The organism is Actinobacillus porcinus (assembly GCF_901764995.1).
Lineage (GTDB): Bacteria > Pseudomonadota > Gammaproteobacteria > Enterobacterales > Pasteurellaceae > Exercitatus > Exercitatus porcinus.
Window position 1 is genome coordinate 163,459 of sequence record NZ_CABFKI010000002.1, and the last position, 24,264, is coordinate 187,722.

General features: G+C 40.4%; 26 protein-coding genes and 1 pseudogene. All 27 read left to right on the forward strand.

Annotated elements, in window-relative coordinates; genetic code table 11:
- Positions 1-89 precede the first annotated feature (89 nt).
- The gene (locus E7T07_RS02175) at positions 90-1,361 is read left to right on the forward strand and encodes an HAAAP family serine/threonine permease (protein WP_135709399.1); all 1,272 of its coding nucleotides are present in this window, start codon (positions 90-92) and stop codon (positions 1,359-1,361) included.
- 53 nt (positions 1,362-1,414) lie between these two features.
- Positions 1,415-2,791 (forward strand): L-serine ammonia-lyase, encoded by a 1,377-nt coding sequence (locus E7T07_RS02180; protein WP_135709287.1) that lies wholly within the window; start codon positions 1,415-1,417, stop codon positions 2,789-2,791.
- A gap of 218 nt (positions 2,792-3,009) precedes the next feature.
- Positions 3,010-3,669, forward strand: coding sequence for a ribose-5-phosphate isomerase RpiA (gene rpiA, locus E7T07_RS02185; RefSeq protein ID WP_135709288.1), 660 nt, complete (start codon positions 3,010-3,012; stop codon positions 3,667-3,669).
- Between the two features lie 65 nt (positions 3,670-3,734).
- Positions 3,735-4,964, forward strand: a complete 1,230-nt coding sequence (gene serA, locus E7T07_RS02190) for a phosphoglycerate dehydrogenase (RefSeq protein ID WP_135709289.1) — start codon at positions 3,735-3,737, stop codon at positions 4,962-4,964.
- A 101-nt stretch (positions 4,965-5,065) separates the two neighbouring features.
- Positions 5,066-6,091: an endolytic transglycosylase MltG gene (gene mltG, locus E7T07_RS02195; RefSeq protein WP_135709290.1), complete on the forward strand. Its 1,026-nt coding sequence runs from the start codon at positions 5,066-5,068 to the stop codon at positions 6,089-6,091.
- 20 nt (positions 6,092-6,111) lie between these two features.
- Positions 6,112-6,756: a dTMP kinase gene (gene tmk, locus E7T07_RS02200; RefSeq protein ID WP_135709291.1), complete on the forward strand. Its 645-nt coding sequence runs from the start codon at positions 6,112-6,114 to the stop codon at positions 6,754-6,756.
- A complete protein-coding gene (locus tag E7T07_RS02205) occupies positions 6,753-7,730 on the forward strand; it encodes a DNA polymerase III subunit delta' (RefSeq protein WP_135709292.1) in 978 nt (325 codons plus the stop codon). The genes tmk and E7T07_RS02205 overlap by 4 nt, the downstream gene beginning before the upstream one ends.
- Before the next feature lie 72 nt (positions 7,731-7,802).
- Positions 7,803-8,228 (forward strand): nucleoside-diphosphate kinase, encoded by a 426-nt coding sequence (gene ndk, locus E7T07_RS02210; protein WP_135709293.1) that lies wholly within the window; start codon positions 7,803-7,805, stop codon positions 8,226-8,228.
- A gap of 384 nt (positions 8,229-8,612) precedes the next feature.
- Positions 8,613-9,764 (forward strand): methionine adenosyltransferase, encoded by a 1,152-nt coding sequence (gene metK, locus E7T07_RS02215; RefSeq protein WP_135709294.1) that lies wholly within the window; start codon positions 8,613-8,615, stop codon positions 9,762-9,764.
- Positions 9,765-10,074: 310 nt separating this feature from the next.
- The gene (locus E7T07_RS02220; protein ID WP_135709295.1) at positions 10,075-10,572 is read left to right on the forward strand and encodes a SprT family zinc-dependent metalloprotease; all 498 of its coding nucleotides are present in this window, start codon (positions 10,075-10,077) and stop codon (positions 10,570-10,572) included.
- Between the two features lie 71 nt (positions 10,573-10,643).
- Positions 10,644-11,243, forward strand: a complete 600-nt coding sequence (locus E7T07_RS02225; RefSeq protein WP_135709296.1) for an opacity family porin — start codon at positions 10,644-10,646, stop codon at positions 11,241-11,243.
- Positions 11,244-11,378: 135 nt separating this feature from the next.
- Positions 11,379-13,259, forward strand: a complete 1,881-nt coding sequence (gene htpG, locus E7T07_RS02230) for a molecular chaperone HtpG (RefSeq protein WP_420535184.1) — start codon at positions 11,379-11,381, stop codon at positions 13,257-13,259.
- Positions 13,260-13,456: 197 nt separating this feature from the next.
- Positions 13,457-14,185 (forward strand): 4'-phosphopantetheinyl transferase family protein, encoded by a 729-nt coding sequence (locus tag E7T07_RS02235; protein ID WP_135709298.1) that lies wholly within the window; start codon positions 13,457-13,459, stop codon positions 14,183-14,185.
- Positions 14,186-14,313: 128 nt separating this feature from the next.
- Positions 14,314-14,937, forward strand: a complete 624-nt coding sequence (gene nudF / locus E7T07_RS02240) for an ADP-ribose diphosphatase (RefSeq protein ID WP_135709299.1) — start codon at positions 14,314-14,316, stop codon at positions 14,935-14,937.
- Positions 14,938-15,084: 147 nt separating this feature from the next.
- On the forward strand, positions 15,085-15,915 hold the full coding sequence (gene cpdA, locus E7T07_RS02245; RefSeq protein WP_135709300.1) for a 3',5'-cyclic-AMP phosphodiesterase: 831 nt from the start codon (positions 15,085-15,087) through the stop codon (positions 15,913-15,915).
- Positions 15,916-16,123: 208 nt separating this feature from the next.
- Positions 16,124-16,759, forward strand: a complete 636-nt coding sequence (gene ccmA / locus E7T07_RS02250) for a cytochrome c biogenesis heme-transporting ATPase CcmA (protein ID WP_135709301.1) — start codon at positions 16,124-16,126, stop codon at positions 16,757-16,759.
- On the forward strand, positions 16,759-17,424 hold the full coding sequence (gene ccmB, locus E7T07_RS02255; RefSeq protein ID WP_135709302.1) for a heme exporter protein CcmB: 666 nt from the start codon (positions 16,759-16,761) through the stop codon (positions 17,422-17,424). Before ccmA ends, ccmB begins: the two co-directional genes overlap by 1 nt.
- 10 nt (positions 17,425-17,434) lie before the next feature.
- Positions 17,435-18,166, forward strand: a complete 732-nt coding sequence (locus tag E7T07_RS02260; protein ID WP_135709303.1) for a heme ABC transporter permease — start codon at positions 17,435-17,437, stop codon at positions 18,164-18,166.
- Between the two features lie 39 nt (positions 18,167-18,205).
- Positions 18,206-18,409: a heme exporter protein CcmD gene (gene ccmD, locus E7T07_RS02265; protein ID WP_135709304.1), complete on the forward strand. Its 204-nt coding sequence runs from the start codon at positions 18,206-18,208 to the stop codon at positions 18,407-18,409.
- Positions 18,406-18,927, forward strand: a complete 522-nt coding sequence (ccmE, locus tag E7T07_RS02270; protein WP_135709305.1) for a cytochrome c maturation protein CcmE — start codon at positions 18,406-18,408, stop codon at positions 18,925-18,927. The genes ccmD and ccmE overlap by 4 nt, the downstream gene beginning before the upstream one ends.
- A complete protein-coding gene (locus tag E7T07_RS02275) occupies positions 18,924-20,870 on the forward strand; it encodes a heme lyase CcmF/NrfE family subunit (protein WP_135709306.1) in 1,947 nt (648 codons plus the stop codon). The genes ccmE and E7T07_RS02275 overlap by 4 nt, the downstream gene beginning before the upstream one ends.
- 3 nt (positions 20,871-20,873) lie before the next feature.
- Entirely contained in the window at positions 20,874-21,425 is a 552-nt protein-coding gene (locus E7T07_RS02280; protein WP_135709400.1) for a DsbE family thiol:disulfide interchange protein, read from the forward strand.
- The gene (locus tag E7T07_RS02285; RefSeq protein WP_135709307.1) at positions 21,422-21,904 is read left to right on the forward strand and encodes a cytochrome c-type biogenesis protein; all 483 of its coding nucleotides are present in this window, start codon (positions 21,422-21,424) and stop codon (positions 21,902-21,904) included. Before E7T07_RS02280 ends, E7T07_RS02285 begins: the two co-directional genes overlap by 4 nt.
- A 3-nt stretch (positions 21,905-21,907) precedes the next feature.
- On the forward strand, positions 21,908-22,828 hold the full coding sequence (gene ccmI, locus E7T07_RS02290) for a c-type cytochrome biogenesis protein CcmI (RefSeq protein WP_135709308.1): 921 nt from the start codon (positions 21,908-21,910) through the stop codon (positions 22,826-22,828).
- Between the two features lie 255 nt (positions 22,829-23,083).
- Positions 23,084-23,665, forward strand: coding sequence for a DUF8095 domain-containing protein (locus E7T07_RS02295; protein WP_135709309.1), 582 nt, complete (start codon positions 23,084-23,086; stop codon positions 23,663-23,665).
- A 28-nt stretch (positions 23,666-23,693) separates the two neighbouring features.
- The gene (locus E7T07_RS02300; RefSeq protein WP_139712582.1) at positions 23,694-23,987 is read left to right on the forward strand and encodes a hypothetical protein; all 294 of its coding nucleotides are present in this window, start codon (positions 23,694-23,696) and stop codon (positions 23,985-23,987) included.
- 168 nt (positions 23,988-24,155) lie between these two features.
- A pseudogene (locus E7T07_RS11065) lies at positions 24,156-24,254 on the forward strand (dTDP-4-dehydrorhamnose reductase); the annotation flags it as partial.
- Positions 24,255-24,264: the final 10 nt, after the last annotated feature.

Consider the following 24,264-nt stretch of genomic DNA (forward strand, 5'->3'; position numbering starts at 1 on the left):
AAGTTCAAATAAACTTGAATGAGAAAACTGCTATGGATTATTGCAGTTTGATTTATTATTTTTTGAAAACTTTGGAGAATATTATGTCTATGATCTCTAAATCATCATCTGAACATAATTCAGCAAATCATAAAATGAAATGGAATAAATTTGATATCACGTGGGTATTTAATTTATTTGGTACGGCTGTGGGGGCTGGTGTACTTTTTTTACCTATTAATGCCGGTATGGGGGGCTTCTGGCCGTTGGTGATTATGACTGTGCTTATTATGCCGATGACCTATTTAGCCCACCGTGGTCTTGCTCGTTTTGTATTATCATCAAGTAAACCGGGTAGTAATATTACGGAAGTGGTGGAAGAACATTTTGGACGCAAAGCGGGGATTTTAATTACCTTACTTTACTTTTTCGCGATTTTTCCTATTTTATTAATTTACGGAAATGGCATTACCAATACAGTGGATTCATTTATTGTTAATCAATTGGGGATGGAATCGCCAAATCGCGCACTTTTATCGTTAATCTTAATTGCTTCGTTAATTGGTGTAATGTTATTAAGCGAAAAAGCGATGTTGAAGATTACAGAATATTTAGTTTATCCATTAGTTTTCATTTTATTTGCCTTATCTATTTATTTAATTCCGGAATGGAATATGGCAGCAATTTCAGAATATCCTACTTTATCTGAATGTTTAAAAACTTTATGGATTACGATTCCGGTCTTAGTCTTTTCATTCAATCATTCGCCTGAAATTTCCGCATTTAGTTTGTCACAACAACGCGAATATAAAGAGTTTGAATTAACAGAAAAACATGCCAGCCGTACCTTAAAAGGTACTGCAACTGTTTTACTTTGCTTCGTGATGTTCTTTGTGTTTAGCTGTGTATTAACGCTTTCACCGGCGGAATTGGCGGCGGCTAAAACACAAAATATCAGTATCTTATCTTTCTTAGCTAATAAATTTGATAATCCATATATTTCCTATTTTGGTCCGTTTGTTGCCTTTTTAGCGATTACTAGTTCATTCTTTGGGCATTATCTTGGTGCCAAAGAAGGTTTAGAAGGGTTATTCTTAAAACTTCGCCAAGATAAGAAAGCGATTTCTGCTCGCAAATTAAATTATGGCGCAGCGGCATTTTTCCTAGCGACATTATGGGGTGTTGCAATTATTAACCCAAGTATTTTAGGTTTAATTGAATCTTTAGGCGGTCCAATTATTGCCATGATTTTATTCATTATGCCGATGTACGCCATTGCAAAAGTTCCGGCAATGAAACGTTATCAAGGGAAATTAAGTAACATTTTTGTTACAATAATGGGCTTAATTGCGATTTCTGCCGTAGTTTACGGTTTGTTCTAACCAACTATTCTAGGCAAACGGTATGTTTGTCTAGATTTTTTTTAGGGGATAGTATGATTAGTGTATTTGATATGTTCAAAATTGGGATTGGCCCTTCTAGTTCGCATACGGTAGGCCCGATGCGTGCAGGGAAACAATTTTTGGACGATTTAGTAGAACGTGATTTATTAACACAAATTAACCATATTCAAGTGGATGTTTATGGTTCCTTATCTATGACAGGGCGTGGGCACAGTACGGATATCGCCATTATTATGGGATTAGCCGGTTCTTTACCTCATGATGTGGATATTCAACATATTCCGCATTTTATTAATGAGATTAAAAAGACCGCACTTTTACCGTTAAACCATGGTGAGGTGAGCGTGAAATTTGATTTTGAAAAAGATCTGATTTTTAACCAAAACTTTTTACCATTGCATGAAAATGGGATGCGAATTCGTGCGCTGAAGGATGAACATCTTGTGTATGAGCAAACCTATTATTCCATTGGTGGTGGGTTTATTGTGACAGAAGCAGAATTGAAAGCGCAATCTGCACAAACAGAAACAGCACAGGAGAACATTCCATTCCCTTATAAAACCGCTGAAGATATTTTGCGTCATTGTGAAGAAAATGCCTTGCCATTTTCAACAGTGATGTGGGAAAACGAAAAAGCCTTACATGGGAAGGAAGCCACAGAAGCCTATTTAGCTTCTATTTGGCAAACCATGAGTGATTGTATTCAGCATGGTTTGAAAACAGAAGGGGTGTTACCGGGTCCATTAAAAGTAGCTCGCCGCGCACCGGGGCTCTATCGAATGTTGCAGTCGCATGCCAGTTTATCTAATGATCCGATGAAAATTATTGATTGGGTGAATTTATTTGCACTTGCAGTGAGTGAAGAAAATGCAGCAGGTGGGCGAGTGGTTACTGCGCCAACCAATGGGGCTTGTGGTATCGTGCCTGCGGTTTTAGCCTATTATGATAAATTTATTTCACCACTCAATGCGGAAACCATTGAGCGCTATTTATTAACCTGCGGCATGATTGGATCTTTGTACAAAATGAATGCGTCTATTTCAGGGGCGGAAGTAGGATGTCAAGGTGAAGTTGGGGTTGCTTGCTCAATGGCGGCCGCAGGTTTAACAGAAATTATGGGGGGGAGCCCAATTCAGGTATGTATTGCCGCAGAAATTGCGATGGAACATAACCTTGGTTTGACTTGTGATCCCGTGGGGGGGCAAGTTCAAGTTCCTTGTATTGAACGCAATGCGATTGCGGGGGTAAAAGCCATTAATGCCAGTCGGATGGCATTACGCCGTACTTCTAGTCCACGTGTTTCTTTGGATAAAGTAATTGAAACCATGTTTGAAACGGGTAAGGACATGAATACCAAATACCGCGAAACTTCACAAGGTGGACTTGCCATTAAGGTAACCTGTAGTTAATCCGTCTTTATTTTTAGATAAGCCAAAAGTCAAATTTTGGCTTATTTTTTTGTAGTGATTTTAATTTTAAATAGATATGGTAATCTATGGCGGATGGTAGCTATGAACCCCTTTCATAGCGAGATGAAATAATTTATAGCAAATTGTTATTGTCACGATGGCAGTTTGGTATTAGAGTATGGCAATCGTTTGCGCGATAGGCGTAATAAGGAAAAAAGATGAATCAACTTGAAATGAAGAAACTTGCTGCACAAGAAGCGTTGAAATTTGTTCAACCTGATACCATTGTTGGGGTGGGAAGCGGTTCAACGGTGAATTGTTTTATTGAAGCTTTGGGCACGATGCGTGATGAGATTAAAGGCGCAGTGGCTGCATCAAAAGCCTCAGAAGAATTATTACGTCAACAAGGTATAGAAGTGTTTAGTGCCAATGACGTTTCAAGTTTAGATATTTATGTGGACGGTGCGGATGAGATTAACCCACAAAAAATGATGATTAAGGGCGGCGGTGCGGCATTAACCCGTGAAAAAATTGTGGCGTCTTTGGCGAAAAAATTTATCTGTATCGTTGATCGCTCGAAATTAGTGGACGTATTAGGTTCAACATTCCCATTACCGGTGGAAGTGATTCCAATGGCACGCTCACAAGTGGCGCGCAAATTGGTGGCATTAGGTGGTTCACCGGAATGGCGCGAAGGGGTGATTACTGATAATGGCAATGTGATTTTAGATGTACATAATTTCGCTATTATGAATCCCATCGAAATGGAAAAAGAATTAAATAATGTTGCAGGTGTAGTGACAAATGGTATTTTTGCACTCAATGCGGCACATACAGTGATTGTTGGAACCCCTGAAGGTGCGAAAGTTATTGAATAATGACCGCACTTTTCTTCCTAAACAATGCAAACATAAATTTAACAATACAATAAGGAAATCACAGAATGGCTAAAGTCTCTCTCGATAAATCAAAGATTAAATTTCTGTTACTCGAAGGCGTACACCAAAATGCATTAGATGTGTTACATAATGCAGGTTACACCAACATCGAATATCACAAAAAAGCCTTAGAGCCCGAAGAATTAAAAGAAGCGATTAAAGACGCTCATTTCGTTGGTTTGCGTTCGCGCACTAACTTAACGGCAGATATTTTAGAACATGCCAATAAATTAATTGCGGTAGGTTGCTTCTGTATCGGCACCAACCAAGTGGATTTGGTGGCAGCAAAAGAAAAAGGGATTCCTGTTTTTAATGCGCCTTACTCGAATACACGTTCTGTAGCGGAATTAGTGTTAGCCGAAATTATTTTGTTAATGCGTCAAATTCCAAAAGCCAATGCGGAAGTTCACCGTGGTGAATGGAATAAATCTGCAGTGGGTTCACACGAAGTGCGCGGTAAAAAATTAGGGATTGTGGGATATGGTCATATCGGCTCTCAATTAAGTATTATCGCAGAATCTTTGGGGATGAACGTCTATTTCTATGATGTTGAAACGAAATTACCATTGGGTAATGCACAACAAGTCAATACGCTGGAAGAATTATTGCGTTCTTGTGATGTGATTTCTTTACATGTACCGGAAAACCCATCCACTAAAAATTTAATGAGCGCAGAACGTATTGCACAATTAAAACAAGATAGCATTTTGGTGAATGCTGCACGTGGTACCGTGGTAGATATTGATGCTTTAGCAGCAGCATTAGACGCAGGTAAGATCCGTGGTGCAGCGGTAGACGTCTTCCCGGTAGAACCTGCTTCAGCCGATGAAGTATTTGAATCACCTTTACGCAAATTTGATAATGTCCTTTTAACACCGCATATCGGTGGTTCAACGGTAGAAGCACAAGAGAATATTGGTACGGAAGTGGCGTTGAAATTTGTGAAATATTCAGACAACGGTTCAACACTTTCTGCGGTGAATTTCCCAGAAGTGTCCTTACCTGAACATGAAGGGGCGAAACGTTTATTACATATTCATCATAACAAACCGGGTATTTTAAACAAAATCAACCAAGTATTTGTGAATGCCAATGTGAATATCGCGGCGCAATTCTTACAAACGGATCCGTCAATTGGTTACGTGGTCGTTGATGTGGAATCGGAAAATACCGATGAATTGCTTGCTCAATTAAAAGAAATTGACGGCACAATCCGTGCGCGTTTGTTGTATTAATTTCTTATCTCTTCAAAGTGCGGTGAAATTTTACCGCACTTTTTCTTTCTTTTCTGTTCTATGCTAAAATCACGCCAATTTTTATTCACTTCATATAATCAATGAAAAAAATTCTTTCTATTTTTCTTATTTTACTTGTACTTTTGGTGGGCGCCGGCTTTTGGGGTTATCACCAACTACAACAATTTCTACAGCAACCTATCCCTGTGCAATCGGATCAATTATTGACCTTGGAACGGGGCACCACCGGCAAAAAATTAGCCACATTGTTAGAGCAAGAAAAATTGGTTGATGATGCCAAATGGTTGCCTTGGGCCTTAAAATTGCATCCCAATTTAAATAACGTCAAAGCGGGAACCTATTCCTTAAACGGCGTGAAAACGCTCAATGATTTGCTAGTACTGTTGAATAGCGGTAAGGAAGTGCAGTTTAGCCTTCGTTTTGGCGAAGGAGAAACTTGGAAATTAGTGAAAAAATCCTTGGAAAATGCACCGCACTTAAAACAGCAATTAGCCGGAAAAAGCGAAGCAGAGCTACTTAAACAATTCAACTTACCTGAAAACAACCAACACAAATTGGAAGGTTGGATTTATCCGGATACTTACCATTATGTGCCCAATTCTAGTGATGAAGAACTATTGAAACGTGCCGTGGTGAAAATGACGAAAATCTTAGATAAAGCTTGGGCTGAAAGGGATGCGGATTTGCCGCTTGCCAATAAATATGAGATGTTGATTTTGGCTTCGATTGTGGAAAAGGAAAGTGGTGTTCAGGCGGAGCGTGGCAAAATTGCTTCGGTATTTATTAATCGTTTGAAAACGAAAATGCGCTTGCAAACGGATCCTACGGTGATTTACGGTATGGGCGATGAGTATAATGGCAATATCCGTAAAAAAGATTTAGAGCAGGTTACGGTGTACAATACTTATACCATTGATGGATTGCCGCCGACACCGATTGCGAACCCAAGTGAAAGTGCGATTTTTGCAGTAGCGCATCCGGAAAAAACGAATTTTCTGTATTTTGTGGCAGATGGCACCGGTGGTCATAAGTTTAGCCGTACGTTGAGTGAACATAATCGCGCGGTACAAGAATATTTACGTTGGTATCGACAAAATAAAAAATAATCCCAGTCATTGAGAACAGTATGAACGGAAAATTTATTGTTTTAGAAGGTTTAGAAGGTGCGGGAAAAACCACTGCACTGAATACAGTCGTCGCGCAACTGAAAGCGTTAGGGGTGACAGATTTAGTTTTTACACGCGAACCGGGCGGCACGCCTTTGGCAGAAAAGTTGCGCAATTTAATTAAATATGAAACGGAAGAACCCGTAACCGATAAAGCGGAACTGTTAATGCTTTATGCAGCACGTATTCAGCTGATCGAAAATATTATCAAACCCGCACTGGCGCAAGGAAAATGGGTGATTGGCGATCGTCATGATTTGTCATCACAAGCTTATCAAGGCGGTGGGCGTCAGCTTGATAAGGCATTTATGCAAATGCTTAAAGAGAGCGTATTGGGCGATTTTGAACCGGATTTTACCCTGTATTTGGATATTGATCCTGCCTTGGGATTAGCGCGTGCCCGTGGGCGTGGCGAATTAGATCGCATTGAACAGGCAGGCTTAGACTTTTTTTACCGCACGCGAGCGCGTTATTTGGAATTGGTGAAAGACAACCCGAAAGCCGTGATTATCAATGCTGGTCAGGAACTTGAACGAGTCACCGCAGATATCCAAAGTGCGGTGCAAAAATTTGTGAATTCGGTAGGAAAAACAACTTCATTATGACCGCACTTTATCCTTGGCTTATGCCCACTTATGACAAAATTACGCAGGCTTTTTCCCAAGGTCATGGGCATCACGCGTTATTATTTAAGGCGGATTTGGGCTTGGGGACGGAAAGCCTTGTGAATGCAGTCGCGGCATTTTTATTTTGCCAAGAAAGCCAAAAGCCTTGTGGGCATTGTCATCATTGCCATTTATTTAGCGCAGGTAATCACCCTGATTTTCATTTGTTAGCTTCGATTGAAGATAAAGATATTGGTGTAGATCAGGTGCGTGAAATCAATGAAAAAGTGAATCAGCATGCACAACAAGGTGGTAGTAAGGTTGTGCTTGTACAGGGTGCGGAACGATTAACGGAAGCAGCAGCCAATGCGTTGTTAAAAACCTTAGAAGAACCGCGCCCGAATACCTATTTTTTATTGCAAACAGATTTGTCTTCTTCATTGATTGCGACCATTTATAGCCGTTGCCAATCTTGGTTATTGAATGTGCCGACCTTAGGCATTGCGCAGGCTTGGTTGCAATCTCAACGCAATGATGAAATCGCAGAAATTCACACCGCACTTCGTATTAATTATGGGCGGCCGTTATTGGCGTTAACTACGTTGGAACAGGGGCTGATTGAAAAACGCCGTGAATTTTTACGTGCCTTTTGGGTATTTTATTTACGCCGTTCGCCTTTGGAAGTGCTGCCGTTATTTGATAAAACTTTGGTTCATCAACAATTAGACTGGTTGAACAGCTTTTTATCCGATGCGTTAAAAGATAAATTAGGCATTAGAACCGGCTGGGTGTGCCAAGATTTGGCGAAAGGTGTACAACAATTTAGTGAAAAACAAACCGCACAAGGGTTATTAAAAGCCAATCAAATTATTCAAAAAGTGCGGTGGGATTTAGCACAGATTAATGGGGTAAACCAAGAATTGATCTTATTAGACGGATTAACGCAATTAGTAACGGAAGTGTTTGAGAGATAGGTCAATAGCCCTAGTACATCATCATTCAATCCATTAAAATCTTTAGGTTATTTTTCAAAAAGGAGCAAGCCAATGACAGTAGAACGAACTTTATCTATCATCAAACCTGATGCCGTTGAGCGGAATTTGGTTGGGAAAATTTTAGCCCGTTTTGAAGAGCAAGGGTTTCAGATTATTGCCGCTAAAATGCTACGTTTAACACGTGCTCAAGCGGAAGGATTTTATGCGGAACATCAAGGCAAGGAATTTTTTGAGCCTTTGGTGGAATATATGATGTCAGCACCTATTTTGGTCTCTGTTCTTGAAAAAGAAAATGCCGTCAAAGATTACCGCACTTTGATAGGAACCACCAATCCGGAAGCTGCGGCAGAAGGCACGATTCGCAAGGATTTTGCTCAAAGCCAACGCCGTAATTCGGTTCATGGCTCTGATAGTGTGGATAGTGCAGCGCGCGAAATTGCGTATTTCTTTGTTGAATCTGAAATTTGTCCGCGTTAAAATAAAAAGCGTCCAAGGTGCCCCACACCTTGAACGCTTAAGGTTTATCTGTTACAAACCAATAGTTGCTGTGTCGCCTTTAAGCAATAGACATAGCAGTAAAATGATAAGAAACTTAATTAATCGTTTCATACATTCTCCTTACTGATGTGAATCAACAAGGTCTGCTTAGCCCCACTAGCTGCTACTGGTGGGGCTTTTCACAGACCCACCTATATTTAAATCCCATATCTGAAATTTAAATACCTGCGTATTATACTGTATTTATATTCCTATGACTATATTTGTATTCAGTAAAAAATTTCTGATTAAATAACTTGCCTTTTGGTTAAAAAAGTCTATTATAGACGTCTATACTTCTAAATGATTTTTTAAGGAACGATTATGTCATCTTATTTATTTACTTCTGAATCGGTATCAGAAGGACATCCTGATAAAATTGCCGATCAAATTTCTGATGCGGTATTGGACGAAATTTTAAAACAAGATCCTAAAGCGCGCGTGGCGTGTGAAACCTATGTGAAAACCGGTATGGCGTTAGTGGGCGGTGAAATTACGACCTCTGCTTGGGTGGATATTGAAAATTTAACGCGCCAAGTGATTTGTGATATTGGTTATAAACATTCAGAAATGGGCTTTGATGGACATTCTTGCGCGGTATTAAATGCTATCGGTAAACAATCTCAAGATATTAACCAAGGGGTTGACCGTGAAAATCCATTAGATCAAGGCGCAGGTGACCAAGGAATTATGTTTGGTTATGCCACCAATGAAACTGACGTATTTATGCCAGCGGCCATTACTTATGCGCACCGTTTAATGCAACGTCAAGCGGAAGTACGTAAAAACGGTACATTAGATTGGTTACGTCCTGATGCCAAAAGCCAAGTCACCTTAAAATATGAAAATAATAAAATTGTCGGCGTTGATGCGGTAGTGCTTTCAACTCAACACGCTGAAGACGTGAGCCAAAAAGCGGTGCACGAAGGGGTGATGGAAGAAATTATCAAGCCGATTTTACCTTCAGAATGGCTAAGCAAAGAGACAAAATATTTTATTAACCCAACAGGGCGTTTTGTGATTGGTGGCCCAATGGGCGACTGCGGTTTAACGGGGCGTAAAATTATCGTGGATACTTACGGCGGTGCAGCACGTCATGGTGGCGGTGCATTTTCGGGTAAAGATCCGTCAAAAGTTGACCGTTCAGCCGCTTATGCTGCACGTTATGTGGCAAAAAATATTGTTGCCGCAGGTTTAGCAGATCGCTGTGAAATCCAACTTTCTTACGCTATCGGTGTGGCAGAGCCAACCTCAATTATGGTGGAAACCTTTGGTACAGGGAAAGTGGCAAATGAATTGTTAGTAGCGCTTGTGCGCGAACATTTCGATTTGCGTCCTTATGGTTTAATTAAAATGTTAGATTTAATTCAACCAATTTACCGCGAAACTGCCGCTTATGGTCACTTCGGGCGTGAACAATTCCCATGGGAAAAAATTGATCGCGCAGCAGATTTGCGTGCGGCAGCCGGGTTGTAATTAAAAGAAAACCGCTCGATCTTTCAATCGAGCGGAAACGGATGTTTTTTTATTACGGTGTCAGGTTATTGACATAACAACGAAATCAAGGCTACAATGATTCTGTAGTCGATTTCGACTGCAATATGCAATTTACCCTCGGTACAAGAAAAATAAATTCGCATTTACTGCTCCTTATATTGTGTTAAACACAAGCAGAGCAAAAACACAAAAATCCCTGTTCCAGCAGGGATTTTGCATTTCTCCCTGCCACCAACTGTTTTTCAACAGCGAGAAAATTATATAATTACCTGTAAATTTAATCAATAAAATGACCGAGCCAAATTTTCGACAACTCAAAATGCAAATACAACGCCGTTTGTCCGTTTGTTTGGCAATGGCTGAAAGCTATTTCAACCGTCCATTTTTAATGCCTGAAGTGAGTTACGATATTCGTGGTGTGAAAGCGGGTGTAGCGTATTTGCAACAAAATACCATTAAATTTAACCGCACTTTGTTATTGGAAAATCCCGAAGAATTTATTCGTCAAGTGGTTCCCCATGAATTCGCGCATTTGTTGGTGTATCAATTATTTGGTCGCGTCAAGCCACACGGAAAAGAATGGCAAGGAGTTATGGAAAAGGTGTTTCATTTGCCTGCGGATACTTGTCATCAATTTGATGTGCAATCGGTGCAAGGGCAAACTTTCGCATATCGCTGTGCTTGTCAAGAACATCAATTGAGTATCCGCCGTCATAATCGTATTGTGCGAGAAAGTGCGGTTTATTTTTGTCGTAAATGCAAAAAGCCCTTAGAAAAAATAGGCTAGAAAAGATTTGTAATGAGATCATATTGTTATGTATAATCAGCCTGCAATTTAAACCAATAAGGAGCATTTTTATGAAAAAAACAGCACTAGCAATCGTTTTAGGGGCATTAACATTCTCAACTGCGGCAAGCGCGAATTGGTATGTTGAAGGTGATGTAGGTTATTCAAAAGTAAAAACTTCGGGTTTAGCGGTTAAAGAAATTAATGACAGTTCATTTTCACCGAGCGTAGCGGTTGGTTATAAAATTAATGATTGGCGTTTTGCGCTAGATTACACACATTACGGTAAAGCAGACCAAAGTTATACATATATTGAACAAGATAGTACTACCGTTGGTAATGAAGAATTAAATGTTTATGGCTTTGGTGTAGCTGCATACTACGATTTTAATCTTCAGTCAGCGATTAAACCTTATGTAGGTGCGCGTGTTGCGACTAACTACGTAAAATTAGAAGGAAGTAGTGTAGAAAGAACTTCAACCGGTATTTCTCGCACAAGTGACTCTGATTCAGCGACAAAAGTAGGCTATGGTGCCGTTGTAGGCGCAACCTATAACTTTGCGCCAAAATGGGATTTAAATGCCGCATTAGAGTATAACCATTTAGGCAAAGTGGAAGATGTGAAAATCAACCAATACGGCGCGAAAGTGGGCGTACGTTATTCATTCTAATTTTCCCGTTATTTTGAAAGTGCGGTCGTTATTTTTAATAAATGCGACCGTATTTTTTTATGTTTATTCCCTTGAAAAATCCATTTCTATTCCTATTTAACTTCACATCCTATTTATTTTTTCAAGGAAATAATAATGTCAAAACAACAAACTTATGGTTTTCAAACAGAAGTTAAACAACTTCTTCAATTAATGATCCATTCTCTCTATTCTAACAAAGAGATTTTCTTACGCGAATTGATTTCAAATGCCTCTGATGCGGCGGATAAATTACGTTTTAAAGCCTTGTCTGCACCAGAACTTTATGAAGGCGATGGCGATTTAAAAGTACGGATCAAATTTGATGAGAAAAAAGGCACCATCACCATTTCAGATAACGGTATCGGGATGAACCGTGAACAAGTGATTGCACATTTGGGAACAATCGCAAAATCAGGAACTAAAGAATTTTTAACCGCACTTGGTGCGGATGCCGCCAAAGATAGCCAGCTTATCGGGCAATTTGGGGTGGGTTTCTATTCGGCATTTATTGTAGCGGATAAAGTGGAAGTGCGCAGTCGTGCCGCGGGTGAAAGTGCGGATAAAGGCGTACTTTGGGTTTCTGCCGGTGAAGGTGAATATTCTGTTGAAGATATTGAGAAAAAAGAGCGTGGTACAGAAATTACCCTTTTCTTGCGCGAAGATGAAAAAGAATTTTTAAACGAATGGCGTTTACGCGAAGTGATTAGTAAATATTCTGATCATATTGGTTTGCCGGTGGAAATCTTAACTAAAGATTATGGTGACGATGGCAAAGAGCAAGGCGTGAAATGGGAAAAAATCAATAAAGCGCAAGCCTTGTGGACGCGCGCAAAAGGTGAGATTTCCGATGATGAATATAAAGAATTTTATAAACATTTGAGCCATGATTTTGCGGATCCGTTAATTTGGGCGCACAATAAAGTAGAAGGTAATCAAGAGTACACCAGCTTACTTTACGTGCCGTCAAAAGCCCCTTGGGATTTATTTAATCGCGAGCAGCAACACGGTTTGAAACTTTATGTTCAACGCGTGTTTATTATGGATGACGCAGAAGTGTTTATGCCAAATTACTTGCGTTTTATGCGCGGCCTTTTGGATAGTAATGATCTGCCGTTAAATGTGTCTCGTGAAATTTTGCAAGATAATAAAACCACTGCTGCATTGCGCAAAGCCTTGACGAAACGCTCACTTCAAATGCTGGAAAAATTAGCACAAGATGATCAGGAGAAATACTTAGCATTTTGGAAAGAATTTGGTTTGGTGTTAAAAGAAGGCGTGGGCGAAGATTTTGCTAACCGTGAACAAATTGCTAAACTTTATCGTTTTGCATCAACCAAAACAGACAGTAGCGAGCAAACCCTTGCTTTGGCGGATTATGTGGCGCGTATGAAAGAAGGGCAAAAAGCCATTTATTATATTACGGCAGATAGTTACACCGCCGCGAAAAATAGTCCGCATTTAGAATTGTTCAACAAAAAAGATATTGAAGTGTTGCTACTTTCAGATCGTATTGATGAATGGATGTTGAGCTATTTAACGGAATTTGACGGCAAACCGTTGCAGTCTGTTACAAAAGCTGATATTGATTTAGGCGATTTAGCGGATAAAGAAGCCGAAGAACAAAAAGCGCAAGATGCAGAGTTTGGTTCTTTTGTGGAACGCGTGAAAACCTTGTTGGGGGAACGCGTGAAAGATGTTCGTATTACGCACCGCCTAACGGATACACCGGCAGTAGTGTCAACGGATAATGATCAAATGACAACGCAAATGGCGAAGTTGTTTGCCATGAGTGGTCAACCTGTACCGGAAGTGAAATATACTTTTGAGCTGAATACGGAACATCCGTTAGTGCAAAAAGTGGCAGATTTAACGGATGAAACGGAATTTGCGAATTGGGTTGAATTGCTACTTGAGCAAGCAATGCTGTCTGAACGTGGTACGTTGGAAAACCCGGCAGCCTTTATTAAACGGGTGAATAGCTTGCTTACGAAGTAGTTTTTGTTTGAGAAATAACCTAGCACGAGCCGTGCTAGGTTCGCTAAACCCAGCCCAGCTGGGGCTGAAAAAAGAGCCGCAGAGCGGCTCAGATTAAGTAACCCTATATGGCGCGTATAGGGTTTGTTAACGGTCTAGGACAGGGATAAACCCTGTCCCTACGTTTATGAATCATGTTGTTCAATTTAGGGATCCTTATGGCGGTTTTTATTGCGTGGGGAAATATTCAACAAACTTATTCTTTTCAAGATATTCCCGCTGACTTATTGCCTGAACAATTACGCATTGTGCCACAAGGCAATTCGCGCGTTTTGCAGCGTTATGAATGTCGCAAATTGTCGCATTTTCTTTTGTGGCAACTGTGTAAAACGGCACAAATTCCTACCGCACTTTTAGCGCAAATTTATCGCACAGAAAGTGGTCGTCCGCAATTTCCTGTCAACCATATTGATTTTAATATTACCCATTCAGGTGATTGGGTGGCGGTGGTGTTGAATGTTGTGGAACAGGGCGACTGTGCGGTTGGCATTGATATTGAATTTCCTAAAAAAACAAGAAATTTCGCCGCACTTTTGGCGCATTTTGCAGCTGAAAACGAGATTCAATGGTTTGAGCAACAAGAAAACCCTGAACAAGCCTTTTATCGAATTTGGTGTTTGCGTGAAGCCCTATTGAAGTCGCAAGGTGTGGGGATTGTGAAGTTAAGTGAAGTGGCGCACGATCCTGTTAATTTTACGTTGAATTCGGCTTATTGTCCGCAAGGCGAATTGGTTTTTACCCATGAATTGCCTTTTTATTTGGCAACTTTTAGTTCAGGGGATGGGCTAAGAACAGCGCGATACTTTCAGCTTACGGAGAACGGGCTACAGGCGGTTGATTTGCAAAGTGCGGTGAATTATTTGGTGAATAATGAAACTATTTTGTGAGCCACTTCAAATTTTGCATAAAAATTCGAGAAAAATAGTTGTTTTTTTAGTAATATTTCACCGCTGATAGCGGTGTTCACAGCTATCTTGAAGCAAATTGAAGTGTACAAGTTGTATAGGTACAAAAAATGTCTGAATTAAATCAATTTACCCAAAATGATATCGAAATTATCAACAGTGAAAAATTGTATGATGGTTTTTTTGATATGCGCCGTATTCAATTTCGTCATAAACTATTTGCTGGCGGTTGGAGCGGAGTGGTTACGCGTGAACTGTTGATAAAAGGTGCTGCATCAGCAGTCATTGCTTACGATCCTAAATTAGATAATGTGGTTCTAGTTGAGCAAGTTCGTATTGGTGCTTACGATCCCAAATTATCTACATCGCCTTGGTTGTTTGAATTGATCGCAGGGATGGTGGAAGAAGGCGAAACGCCTGAAAATGTAGCGTTGCGTGAAAGTGAAGAAGAAGCCGGGGTGGTGATTGAAAATCTACAACCCGCCTTGAGCGTTTGGGACAGCCCGGGTGGAACTTTGGAACGCATTTATTTATTTGCAGGCAAAGTCGATAGCACGAAAGCCAAAGGAATACATGGACTTGCAGAAGAAAATGAAGATATTCGGGTGCATGTGTTAAGTCGGGAAATGGCTTATCAATGGCTTGAGCAAGGCAAAATTGATAACGGTATTGCGGTAATAGGTTTGCAATGGCTGCAGCTAAATTATCAACGATTGCAGCAAGAATGGTGTTGATAACGAATAAAATATCAACAAAAAAATGAAAAAAGTTAGATCTTTGTCGCATTTTTAATTTTTGAGTGATGAAAAATTTTTTTGAAAGAGTAGAGTTTCGTAAACCGATTCTTAAATAGCGATAGTTGTTGTAAAAAAGGGGGGATTGTGCGTAACACCTATATCGATAATACCAAGGCGAAAGTGATACGCCTTGTGCAAATAACGGATCCCCATTTGTTCAAGGATGAGAACGGTGAACTGCTTGGTATTAATACGCTAGCGAGTTTTAATCAGGTGCTAAGGGAAATTCAAGAAACGGATTTTGATTTTAATTTGATTTTAGCAACTGGGGATATTGTACAAGATAGCTCTGATGAGGGTTATCTGAGATTTTGTGAACGAGTCAACAGGTTGAATAAACCGGTATTTTGGTTGCCGGGAAATCACGATTTTCAGCCCAAAATGCAGGAATATTTAAATAGTGAGCATGGTTGTGTCAATTCGCGCAAGCATTTATTGCTTGGTGAAACTTGGCAAGTGTTGATGTTAGACAGTCAAGTTTTTGGCGTGCCGCATGGGCATCTTGGACAGTACCAAATTGATTGGGTAATGTCTAAACTGAAAGAACATCCGGAACGTTATACTTTAGTGGTGCTGCATCACCATATTCTATCAACAAATTCAGCGTGGTTGGATCAACATAATTTGCGCAATTCGGAAGAACTTGCGCAAACACTTGCGCCATTTCGTAATGTAAAAGGGATTCTACATGGTCATATTCATCAACAGATGGATGCAAAATGGCATGGTTATCAGTTAATGGCGACACCATCAACCTGTGTGCAATTTAAGCCCGATAGCAATCATTTTGCTTTGGATACCTTGCAACCGGGTTGGCGTGAAATTGAGCTTCATGCAAATGGCGATATTGTGACCCGAGTGAAACGGATTCAACAGGCAGAATTTTTGCCAAATATGCACGAAGAAGGCTATTAGTTATTTGATAATGGCAAAGGGCAGAGGTTATGATGATCTCTGCCTTTTCTTATTTTTTTGATCTAATTCAATCTTTCTTAAATTTAACACTAAAGAGTTATTCCTTTAATTCATTGTTAACTACGCGATTTTTTTAGCTTGTGCTAGAATTCACCGCATTATGTACAAATCGCACAAATTCAGATTGCGGATATTTTGTAGGGTGGCTATGACTTCACAACTCGACATTGAACAACTTGCCTGCCAGCGCGGTGACAAAATTTTGTTTACGGATTTGAATCTGACGTTTAAATCAGGGGATTTTGTACAAATTGAGGGTCATAATGGGATCGGCAAAACCAGTTTGCTACGGATTTTAGCCGGATTGGCGTTGCCTTTGAGCGGTAAAGTGCGGTGGAATTCCTGTGAGATTGAGGTAGATCGCGAAGGGTATTATGACAATTTGCTGTATCTTGGACATCAATCCGGGGTGAAGCCTGAATTGACAGCTTGGGAAAATTTACATTTTTATCAGCAAGTGAGCTCGAGCAAACAAGGTGATGATATTTTGTGGCAAGCCTTGGAAATGGTGGGATTATTAGGGCGAGAAGATTTGCCGGCGAGTCAACTTTCAGCGGGACAACAAAAGCGCATTGCGTTGGCGAGATTATGGCTTTCTACCGCGCCACTTTGGATTTTAGATGAACCATTTAATGCCATTGATAAATCGGGTGTGGGCGTGTTAACTCGACATTTTGAGCAACATGCCGAACAAGGCGGCATTGTAATATTGACCAGCCATCAAGATGTGCCAAGTCAACGCTTACAAAAAGTGCGGTTAGATCAATTTAAGTTTTTAGCATAATGATATTTTTAGCGATTATTAAACGAGAACTACGGATTGCCATGAGAAAGCAAGCGGAAATTTTAAATCCGTTATGGTTTTTCTTAATTGTTATCACGTTGTTTCCCTTGGTTGTCGGGCCTGATCCTAATTTGCTCGGCAAAATAGCAGGTGGTGTGGCTTGGGTCGCTGCGCTGCTTTCTGCCTTATTATCCTTTGAACGCTTATTTCGTGATGACTTCGTTGATGGCTCATTGGAACAGTTGATGTTAATGGCGCAACCTTTAGCCATTACCGCCTTGGCAAAAGTGATCGCGCATTGGTTGTTGACGGGCGTTCCTTTAATTTTATTATCGCCTATTGCGGCATTATTGCTTTCTCTTGAAATGTCTATCTGGTGGGCTTTGGTGTTAACCTTGTTATTGGGCACGCCGATTTTAAGTTGCCTTGGTGCCATTGGTGTAGCGTTAACAGTGGGATTACGCAAAGGCGGCGTGTTGTTAAGTTTAATTATTTTGCCGTTGTTTATTCCGGTACTTATTTTTTCTGCGTCTGTGCTTGATGCGGCAACATTAAATTTGCCTTATCACGGACAATTAGCCATTTTAGGCGCCATTTTAGCCGCTGCATTGACCTTTTCACCTTTTGCGATTGCGGCAGCATTACGAATTTCATTAGACAATTAAAGGAATGATTATGTGGAAATGGCTTCATCCTTATGCCAAATCTGAAACACAATATGCATTATGCGGTAAGTTTATACCGTTTTTTGCCGTATTGAGCGTGCTGTTACTGGTTGTTGGAATTGTGTGGGGGCTGGCTTTTGCTCCGGCGGATTACCAACAAGGGAATAGTTTCCGAATTATGTATGTTCATGTGCCAACGGCGATTTGGTCAATGGGCGTTTATGGCTCAATGGCGGTGGCGGCCTTGATTGGGTTGGTGTGGCAAATTAAAAATGCCCATTTGTCTGTGATGGCGATGGCACCTATTGGCGCGATATTTACCTTTTTAGCTTTGGTCACCGGTGCAATTTGGGGCAAACCGATGTGGGGAACTTGGTGGGTTTGGGATGCGCGCTTGACCGCTGAATTAATTCTATTTTTCTTATACTTAGGTGTAATGGCGTTGTATTCTGCTTTCTCTGATCGTAGCAAAGGCATGAAAGCCGCCGCGGTGCTTTGCGTGGTGGGGGTGATTAACTTGCCGATTATTCATTTTTCCGTGGAATGGTGGAACACCTTACATCAGGGCGCGAGTATTACCAAATTTGAGAAACCTTCTATTGCAACACCGATGCTGATTCCCTTAATTTTCAGTATTTTCGGTTTTATGAGTTTAACCATTTGGTTAACGTTAGTGCGTTATCGTAATGCTTTGTTGCGCGATGAAATGAAACGCCCGTGGGTGAAAGCGTTAGCGAAGTAAAAAGCGCGGTCAAATTTTAAATGATTTTGGGAGAGAAATATGTTTTTCCAATCTTGGAATGATTTCTGGAATATGGGCGGCTACGGCTTTTATGTTTGGCTGTCTTATGGCATTTCCCTTGTGGTAATTCTTGGGCTAATTGTGAGCAGTTACAAAGGAAAAAATACGGTTTTGCGCGAAGTGCAACGTGAACAAGCGCGTGAAGAACGCTTAAAAAATATAAAAGTAGGGAGTGGGCTATGAATCCAAGACGTAAATCGCGTTTGAGTTTGATTTTATTTGTAGTGCTAGGTGTTGCGGTGGCGGCCGGATTGGTGATGTATGCCTTACGCTCAAATATTGATTTATTTTATACGCCGTCAGAAGTGCTGTACGGTAAAAATGATGACGCTGCAACCAAACCTGAAGTTGGGCAGCGTATTCGAGTGGGGGGGATGGTTGTGGCTGGAACGGTAAAACGCGATGCCAAAAGCTTAAAAGTGCAATTTGATGTGAACGATATTGGCCCGGCGATTACCGTGGAATATGAAGGCATTTTGCCTGATTTATTCCGTGAAGGACAAGGGATCGTGGCGCAAGGTGTGTTAATTTCCCCGACTGTTTTACAGGCAACAGAAGTGTTGGCAAAGCATGATGAAAATTATGTTCCGCCTGAATTAGGGGATCAGCTTAAAAAAGCACATCAACCGATGGGCATTAGTGAGAAAGATTTGAAAGGTGAAAGCGAACGAGATCGCAATGAGAAAGAAGGTCAACAATGATTGCTGAATTAGGTCACTTTGCTTTAGCATTAAGTTTGGCGGTAGCGGTGCTACTCGCCATTTTCCCCTTGTGGGGGGCTGAAAAGGGCAATATTCAATTCATGCGCTTAGCTCGCCCGATGACGTATGCGCTATTTTTTGCCTTAACATTTGCGTTTGGTACGTTGTTTTATGCTTTTGCTGTCAATGATTTTACCGTGCAATATGTGGTGAATAATTCTAACAGCCAACTGCCGTTACAATATCGTTTATCCGCCGTTTGGGGATCCCACGAAGGGTCATTATTGCTGTGGATTTGGTTGCTGAGTTTATGGGGTGCCGCGGTAGCCCTATTTAGTAAGCCTTTACCACAAGAAGCCGTAGCGCGCGTATTGGGCATTATGGGCTTAATTAGCATTGGCTTTTTGATTTTTGTGTTATTTACCTCCAATCCGTTTATCCGCACGTTCCCTGATTTTCCCGTGGATGGGCGAGAGTTAAATCCGTTATTACAAGACGTAGGCTTAATTTTTCACCCACCATTGTTGTATATGGGCTACGTAGGTTTTTCCGTAGCTTTCGCCTTTTCGATTGCGTCTTTGATGACAGGAAAACTGGATACTGCTTGGGCGCGTTGGTCGCGTCCTTGGACAATGGCTGCTTGGGTATTTTTAACCTTGGGTATCGTGCTGGGTTCTTGGTGGGCTTATTACGAATTGGGCTGGGGTGGCTGGTGGTTCTGGGATCCCGTGGAAAATGCGTCTTTAATGCCGTGGCTAGCAGGAACCGCCTTGTTGCATAGTCTTGCGGTAACGGAAAAGCGCGGTGCTTTTAAAGCTTGGACTGTGCTATTAGCGATCTTAGCCTTTTCATTATGCTTATTGGGCACGTTCTTAGTTCGCTCGGGCATTTTAGTGTCGGTTCACGCCTTTGCTTCGGATCCTACTCGCGGTTTGTATATTTTAGCCTATTTAATCGTGGTGATTGGCGGCTCCTTGTTGCTTTACGGCTTTAAAGGCAACCAAATTCGTTCACGTGATAATGCCGAACATTATTCGCGCGAAACCATGTTATTGCTCAATAATATCCTTTTAATGACCGCACTTTCCGTGGTGTTGCTGGGAACCCTTTTGCCTTTAGTACATAAGCAATTAGGCTTAGGTTCCATTTCCATTGGTGCGCCATTCTTTGATCAAATGTTTCTGATTATTTGTACGCCATTTGCCTTGCTATTGGGTATCGGACCGCTGGTAAAATGGCGCAGAGATCAATTTTCGGCTATTCGGAAACCTGTGATTATTTCAGTGTTATTCATGGCAATCCTGGGTTTTGCCTTGCCTTATTTCTTGCAGGATCAATTAACGGTGAGCGCGGTATTGGGTTCAATGATGGTGGTGATTATTACGGCGCTTGCGTTATATGAATTACACCAACGCGCAACGCATCGCACTACGTTTTTTGTGGGCTTAACCAAATTTTCTCGTTCACAATGGGGAATGGTGTTGGCGCATTTAGGCGTGGCGATGACTATTTGGGGGATTACCTTTAGCCAAAACTACAGCATCGAGCGCGATATTCGTATGAATGTCGGGGATACGGTGGAAATTTCTGGCTATCAATTCCAATTCAAAGGGATTCAAGATGCCAATGGACCGAATTATTTGGGCGGAAAAGCGGAAGTGGAAATTACTCAAAATGGTCAATATGAAACCACGCTTTTTGCCGAAAAACGCTTCTATAAAGTCAGTAAAATGACCATGACCGAAGCCGCGATAGATTGGGGCTTGACGCGCGATCTTTATGTGGCACTTGGCGAAAGTCTAGGCGATGGCTCTTGGGCATTGCGACTTTACTACAAACCCTTTATCCGTTGGATTTGGCTAGGGGGATTATTGATGGCATTAGGGGGCGTGCTTTGTTTATTTGACCGCCGTTATCGTTTTTCGAAGATGTTGACAAAATAAATGATGAACAAAAAATTCTTTTTACCTTTAATTATTTTTTTCCTGTTGATTGTTGCTTTTTTTGTACAGCTACAACGTAATGCGCAAGGGGATGATCCTAAAGCATTAGAAAGTGCGTTGATTGGGAAAACGGTTCCGACCAAAACGTTGGTTGATTTATTTGATGAAAATAAGGTTTACGGCAACGAAATCTTTCAACAGGGTAAACCCATTTTGCTCAATGTTTGGGCAACTTGGTGCCCAACTTGTTATGCGGAACATCAATATTTAAATGAATTAGCAGCGCAAGGCATTGCGATTATTGGTTTGGATTATAAAGATAAAACCGATAAAGCGATTAAGTGGTTGAAAGATCTGAAAAATCCCTATCAAGTTGTTTTAAAAGATGAAAAAGGGGCGTTTGGCTTGGATTTAGGTGTGTATGGTGCGCCTGAAACCTTTATTGTGGATGGCAAAGGCATTATTCATTATCGTCATACAGGCGATGTAAATGCCAATGTTTGGGAACAAAAACTGAAGCCGATTTATGAGCAATTAATGGAGCAGGCGCAATGAAATTAGTGAAAATTGGCTTGATTTTAACCGCTCTTTTAACGGCAACTAGTAGTTTTGCCGCCATTGATGCCTTGGAATTTAAATCCGCTCAGCAAGAGCGCGATTACCATAGTTTGACGCAAGAACTACGTTGCCCCCAATGTCAAAATAATAATATCGCAGACAGCAACGCGACTATTGCGGTAGATATGCGGGCAAAAGTGTTTGACTTGCTGAATGAAGGAAAAAGTAAAGACGAGATTGTGAATTATATGGTCGAACGTTATGGTAATTTTGTGACCTACAATCCGCCGTTAACCCCCGCTACCATATTACTTTGGTTGTTGCCCTTGTGCTTTGTTGTATTGGGTGTATTTTTTATTTTTCGCCGTAAAGCGAAGACAACTGAAAGTGCGGTAGAAAATTCAGCGATTTCTTCAACGCATTTGTCTGCGGAAGACGAAAAACGCCTGCAAGCGTTATTGGATAAGAAGGATTAATTTATGATGTTATGGCTTGTTGCCGCTTTATTAACCTTTATTGTGGCACTGATTGGTTTTTATCCTTTATTGAAAAAAACAACTCAAGATGGGGATACTCAACGTGATGAATTGAATAAGGCATTTTATTTTGATCGTTTGAAGGAGATTGAGCGTGATGAAGCGCAGGGGTTGCTTGAAAATACATCGCAATTAAAAACGGAATTGCAGCAAAGATTATTGGAAGACATTCCTGATGATGTCGCGCAAGATGCCGACCAAAGTGCGGTGAAAAAGAGCGATAGATCCTTGGGAAAACTTTGGTTTGTCTCCGGATTTTTGACGTTGTTGATTGTCGCGGGTTGTCTGTATTTTAAACTGGGAGCGTGGCAACAACAGGCGATGTTTGAGAACGCCTATGAGAAATTACCTTATTTTTATGAGCGGGTGAAAACCGAGGATGTAAATCCATTAAGCGATGAAGAATTACAACAATTTGCCACCGCACTTCGTGTGAAATTACAAAAAGAACCACAGGATTCAAAAGGTTGGTGGACATTAGGACAAATTGGGATGTCATTGAACAATGGGAATTTAGCCTTTTCCGCCTATGAAAAAGCCCTAAGCCAAGATCCGAACAATGTGGAATATAAATTATCTTTCGCGCGTATTTTGATGATGTCAGATAATGACGACGAAAAATTGCAGGGCGAAACCTTGTTAAAAGAAGTGATTCGCCAAGATCATAGTAATTTACAAGCGTTGGGTTTATTGGCATTTTATTATTTTTCAAAAGAAGATTATAAGATGGCTGCGGTTACTTGGGCGATGATGTTGAAATTGATGCCTGAAGACGATAGTAGACGTGAATTGATTGAGCGTTCTATCCGATCTGCAAGAGATGCTGTCGCGGAGCAGGATGACCGCCAAAGTTCTAGAAAATAATTGGTAAAAAGTAACACTGGGGGCTGTTTATTCAAAGATAAACAGACCCTGTTTTTTATTATTATAAAATTGTTTAAAAAATGATATCATATTAAAGGTTATGGGTAATTTTACTTCAAGGGACTTGAAAAAAGCTCTATAGAATATGAATCCTATTTGGATTGATGTATTAACAGAACTTAATTTTTGTTTTTGTAATTCTGATAATTTTCCTTTGGAATTGTATTGAGTCGTGACAACTTAGGGAGGGGAGGCATGAAATTATTACAAACATCTTTAAGTACAGCCACATTTATGATGATAGTGTCAATGTTGTCATTTGCCGAAATGAATATTCGTATCTCAGAAGATTCTACCACCGTAAATGGAGTAGAAACATCTTTAGACAGCATTTGGAATAATAAGAAGTCTACCTCTTATACCGTCAATGGACAGGACGTTCAACTTAACGGTCGAAATAACCAAGCCATAAAGAAAAAGAACGACAATATTCAATTTGAAGTTTATGGATATGGTGAAAATTATACTTCTCATTCCATTTATTCTTCAGGTGCCGGCGTTTGTCATGCTTTTGTTGGTGGTCGTGAAGTTGAGTTAAAAGATTCCAGTATTTATTATGTCAAAGATTCTAAAACCGGAGATTATTATGCCGCGATTGTGGGAGCTGACGTATCAAAAGGTGGCGCGAAAAATGTTCAATATGCACCAATTTTTAATATTAAAGATCCTAAATTGTTAGAACAAATCCGTAAACAGGAACAAAATGACGGCAAAAAAATCGTTGAGAAAAATATATCAGAACGTGGCGATTTCTTAGAAAACGTGATTTGTCGTTAAGATGAAATAATAAATGAAAGAGAATGTTATGCAACGAAAGATATTGATTGCTTTATTGAGTGTTTTAACCGCTTGTACAACACCAAAAAATCAACCACAAGCACCATTAGATATGCAAGCGGTACAAGAATATAATGCAAAAGTTTATAGTGGAAATACCGTACCTTTAGCTGAGAGAATGAAATCCCCTAAACAAGTTGATAATCCGGTCAATCAAAGTGATAAGCAATCAAGTAAAAATCCAGTAACAAGGGTTAATCCGAACATCGCCGTGGGTGTAGGCTATGGTCATGGTTATTGCCATCATAGACATTGTTGGTAATTTCGTTTTATACTTCCTGATATAGAAATTGTTCTTTCTATGAAAATAGAACTGTATAAGTTGCAAATATCACTTGAAATCCCTATTGAAATTTTACTTCAATAGGGATTTTTTCATATTCTAAAAACATTTAATCTTTACCTAAAAAACATCATATCCCTAACCTAGAATTCACGTTTGGATTTGACGAAAATTAAGCAAACCTTTAACATTGAACCAAGTGATTGGCAAAAAGCCTTAAAGAATATTAAGGCGTATCAAAGTTAAATAGAAGGAG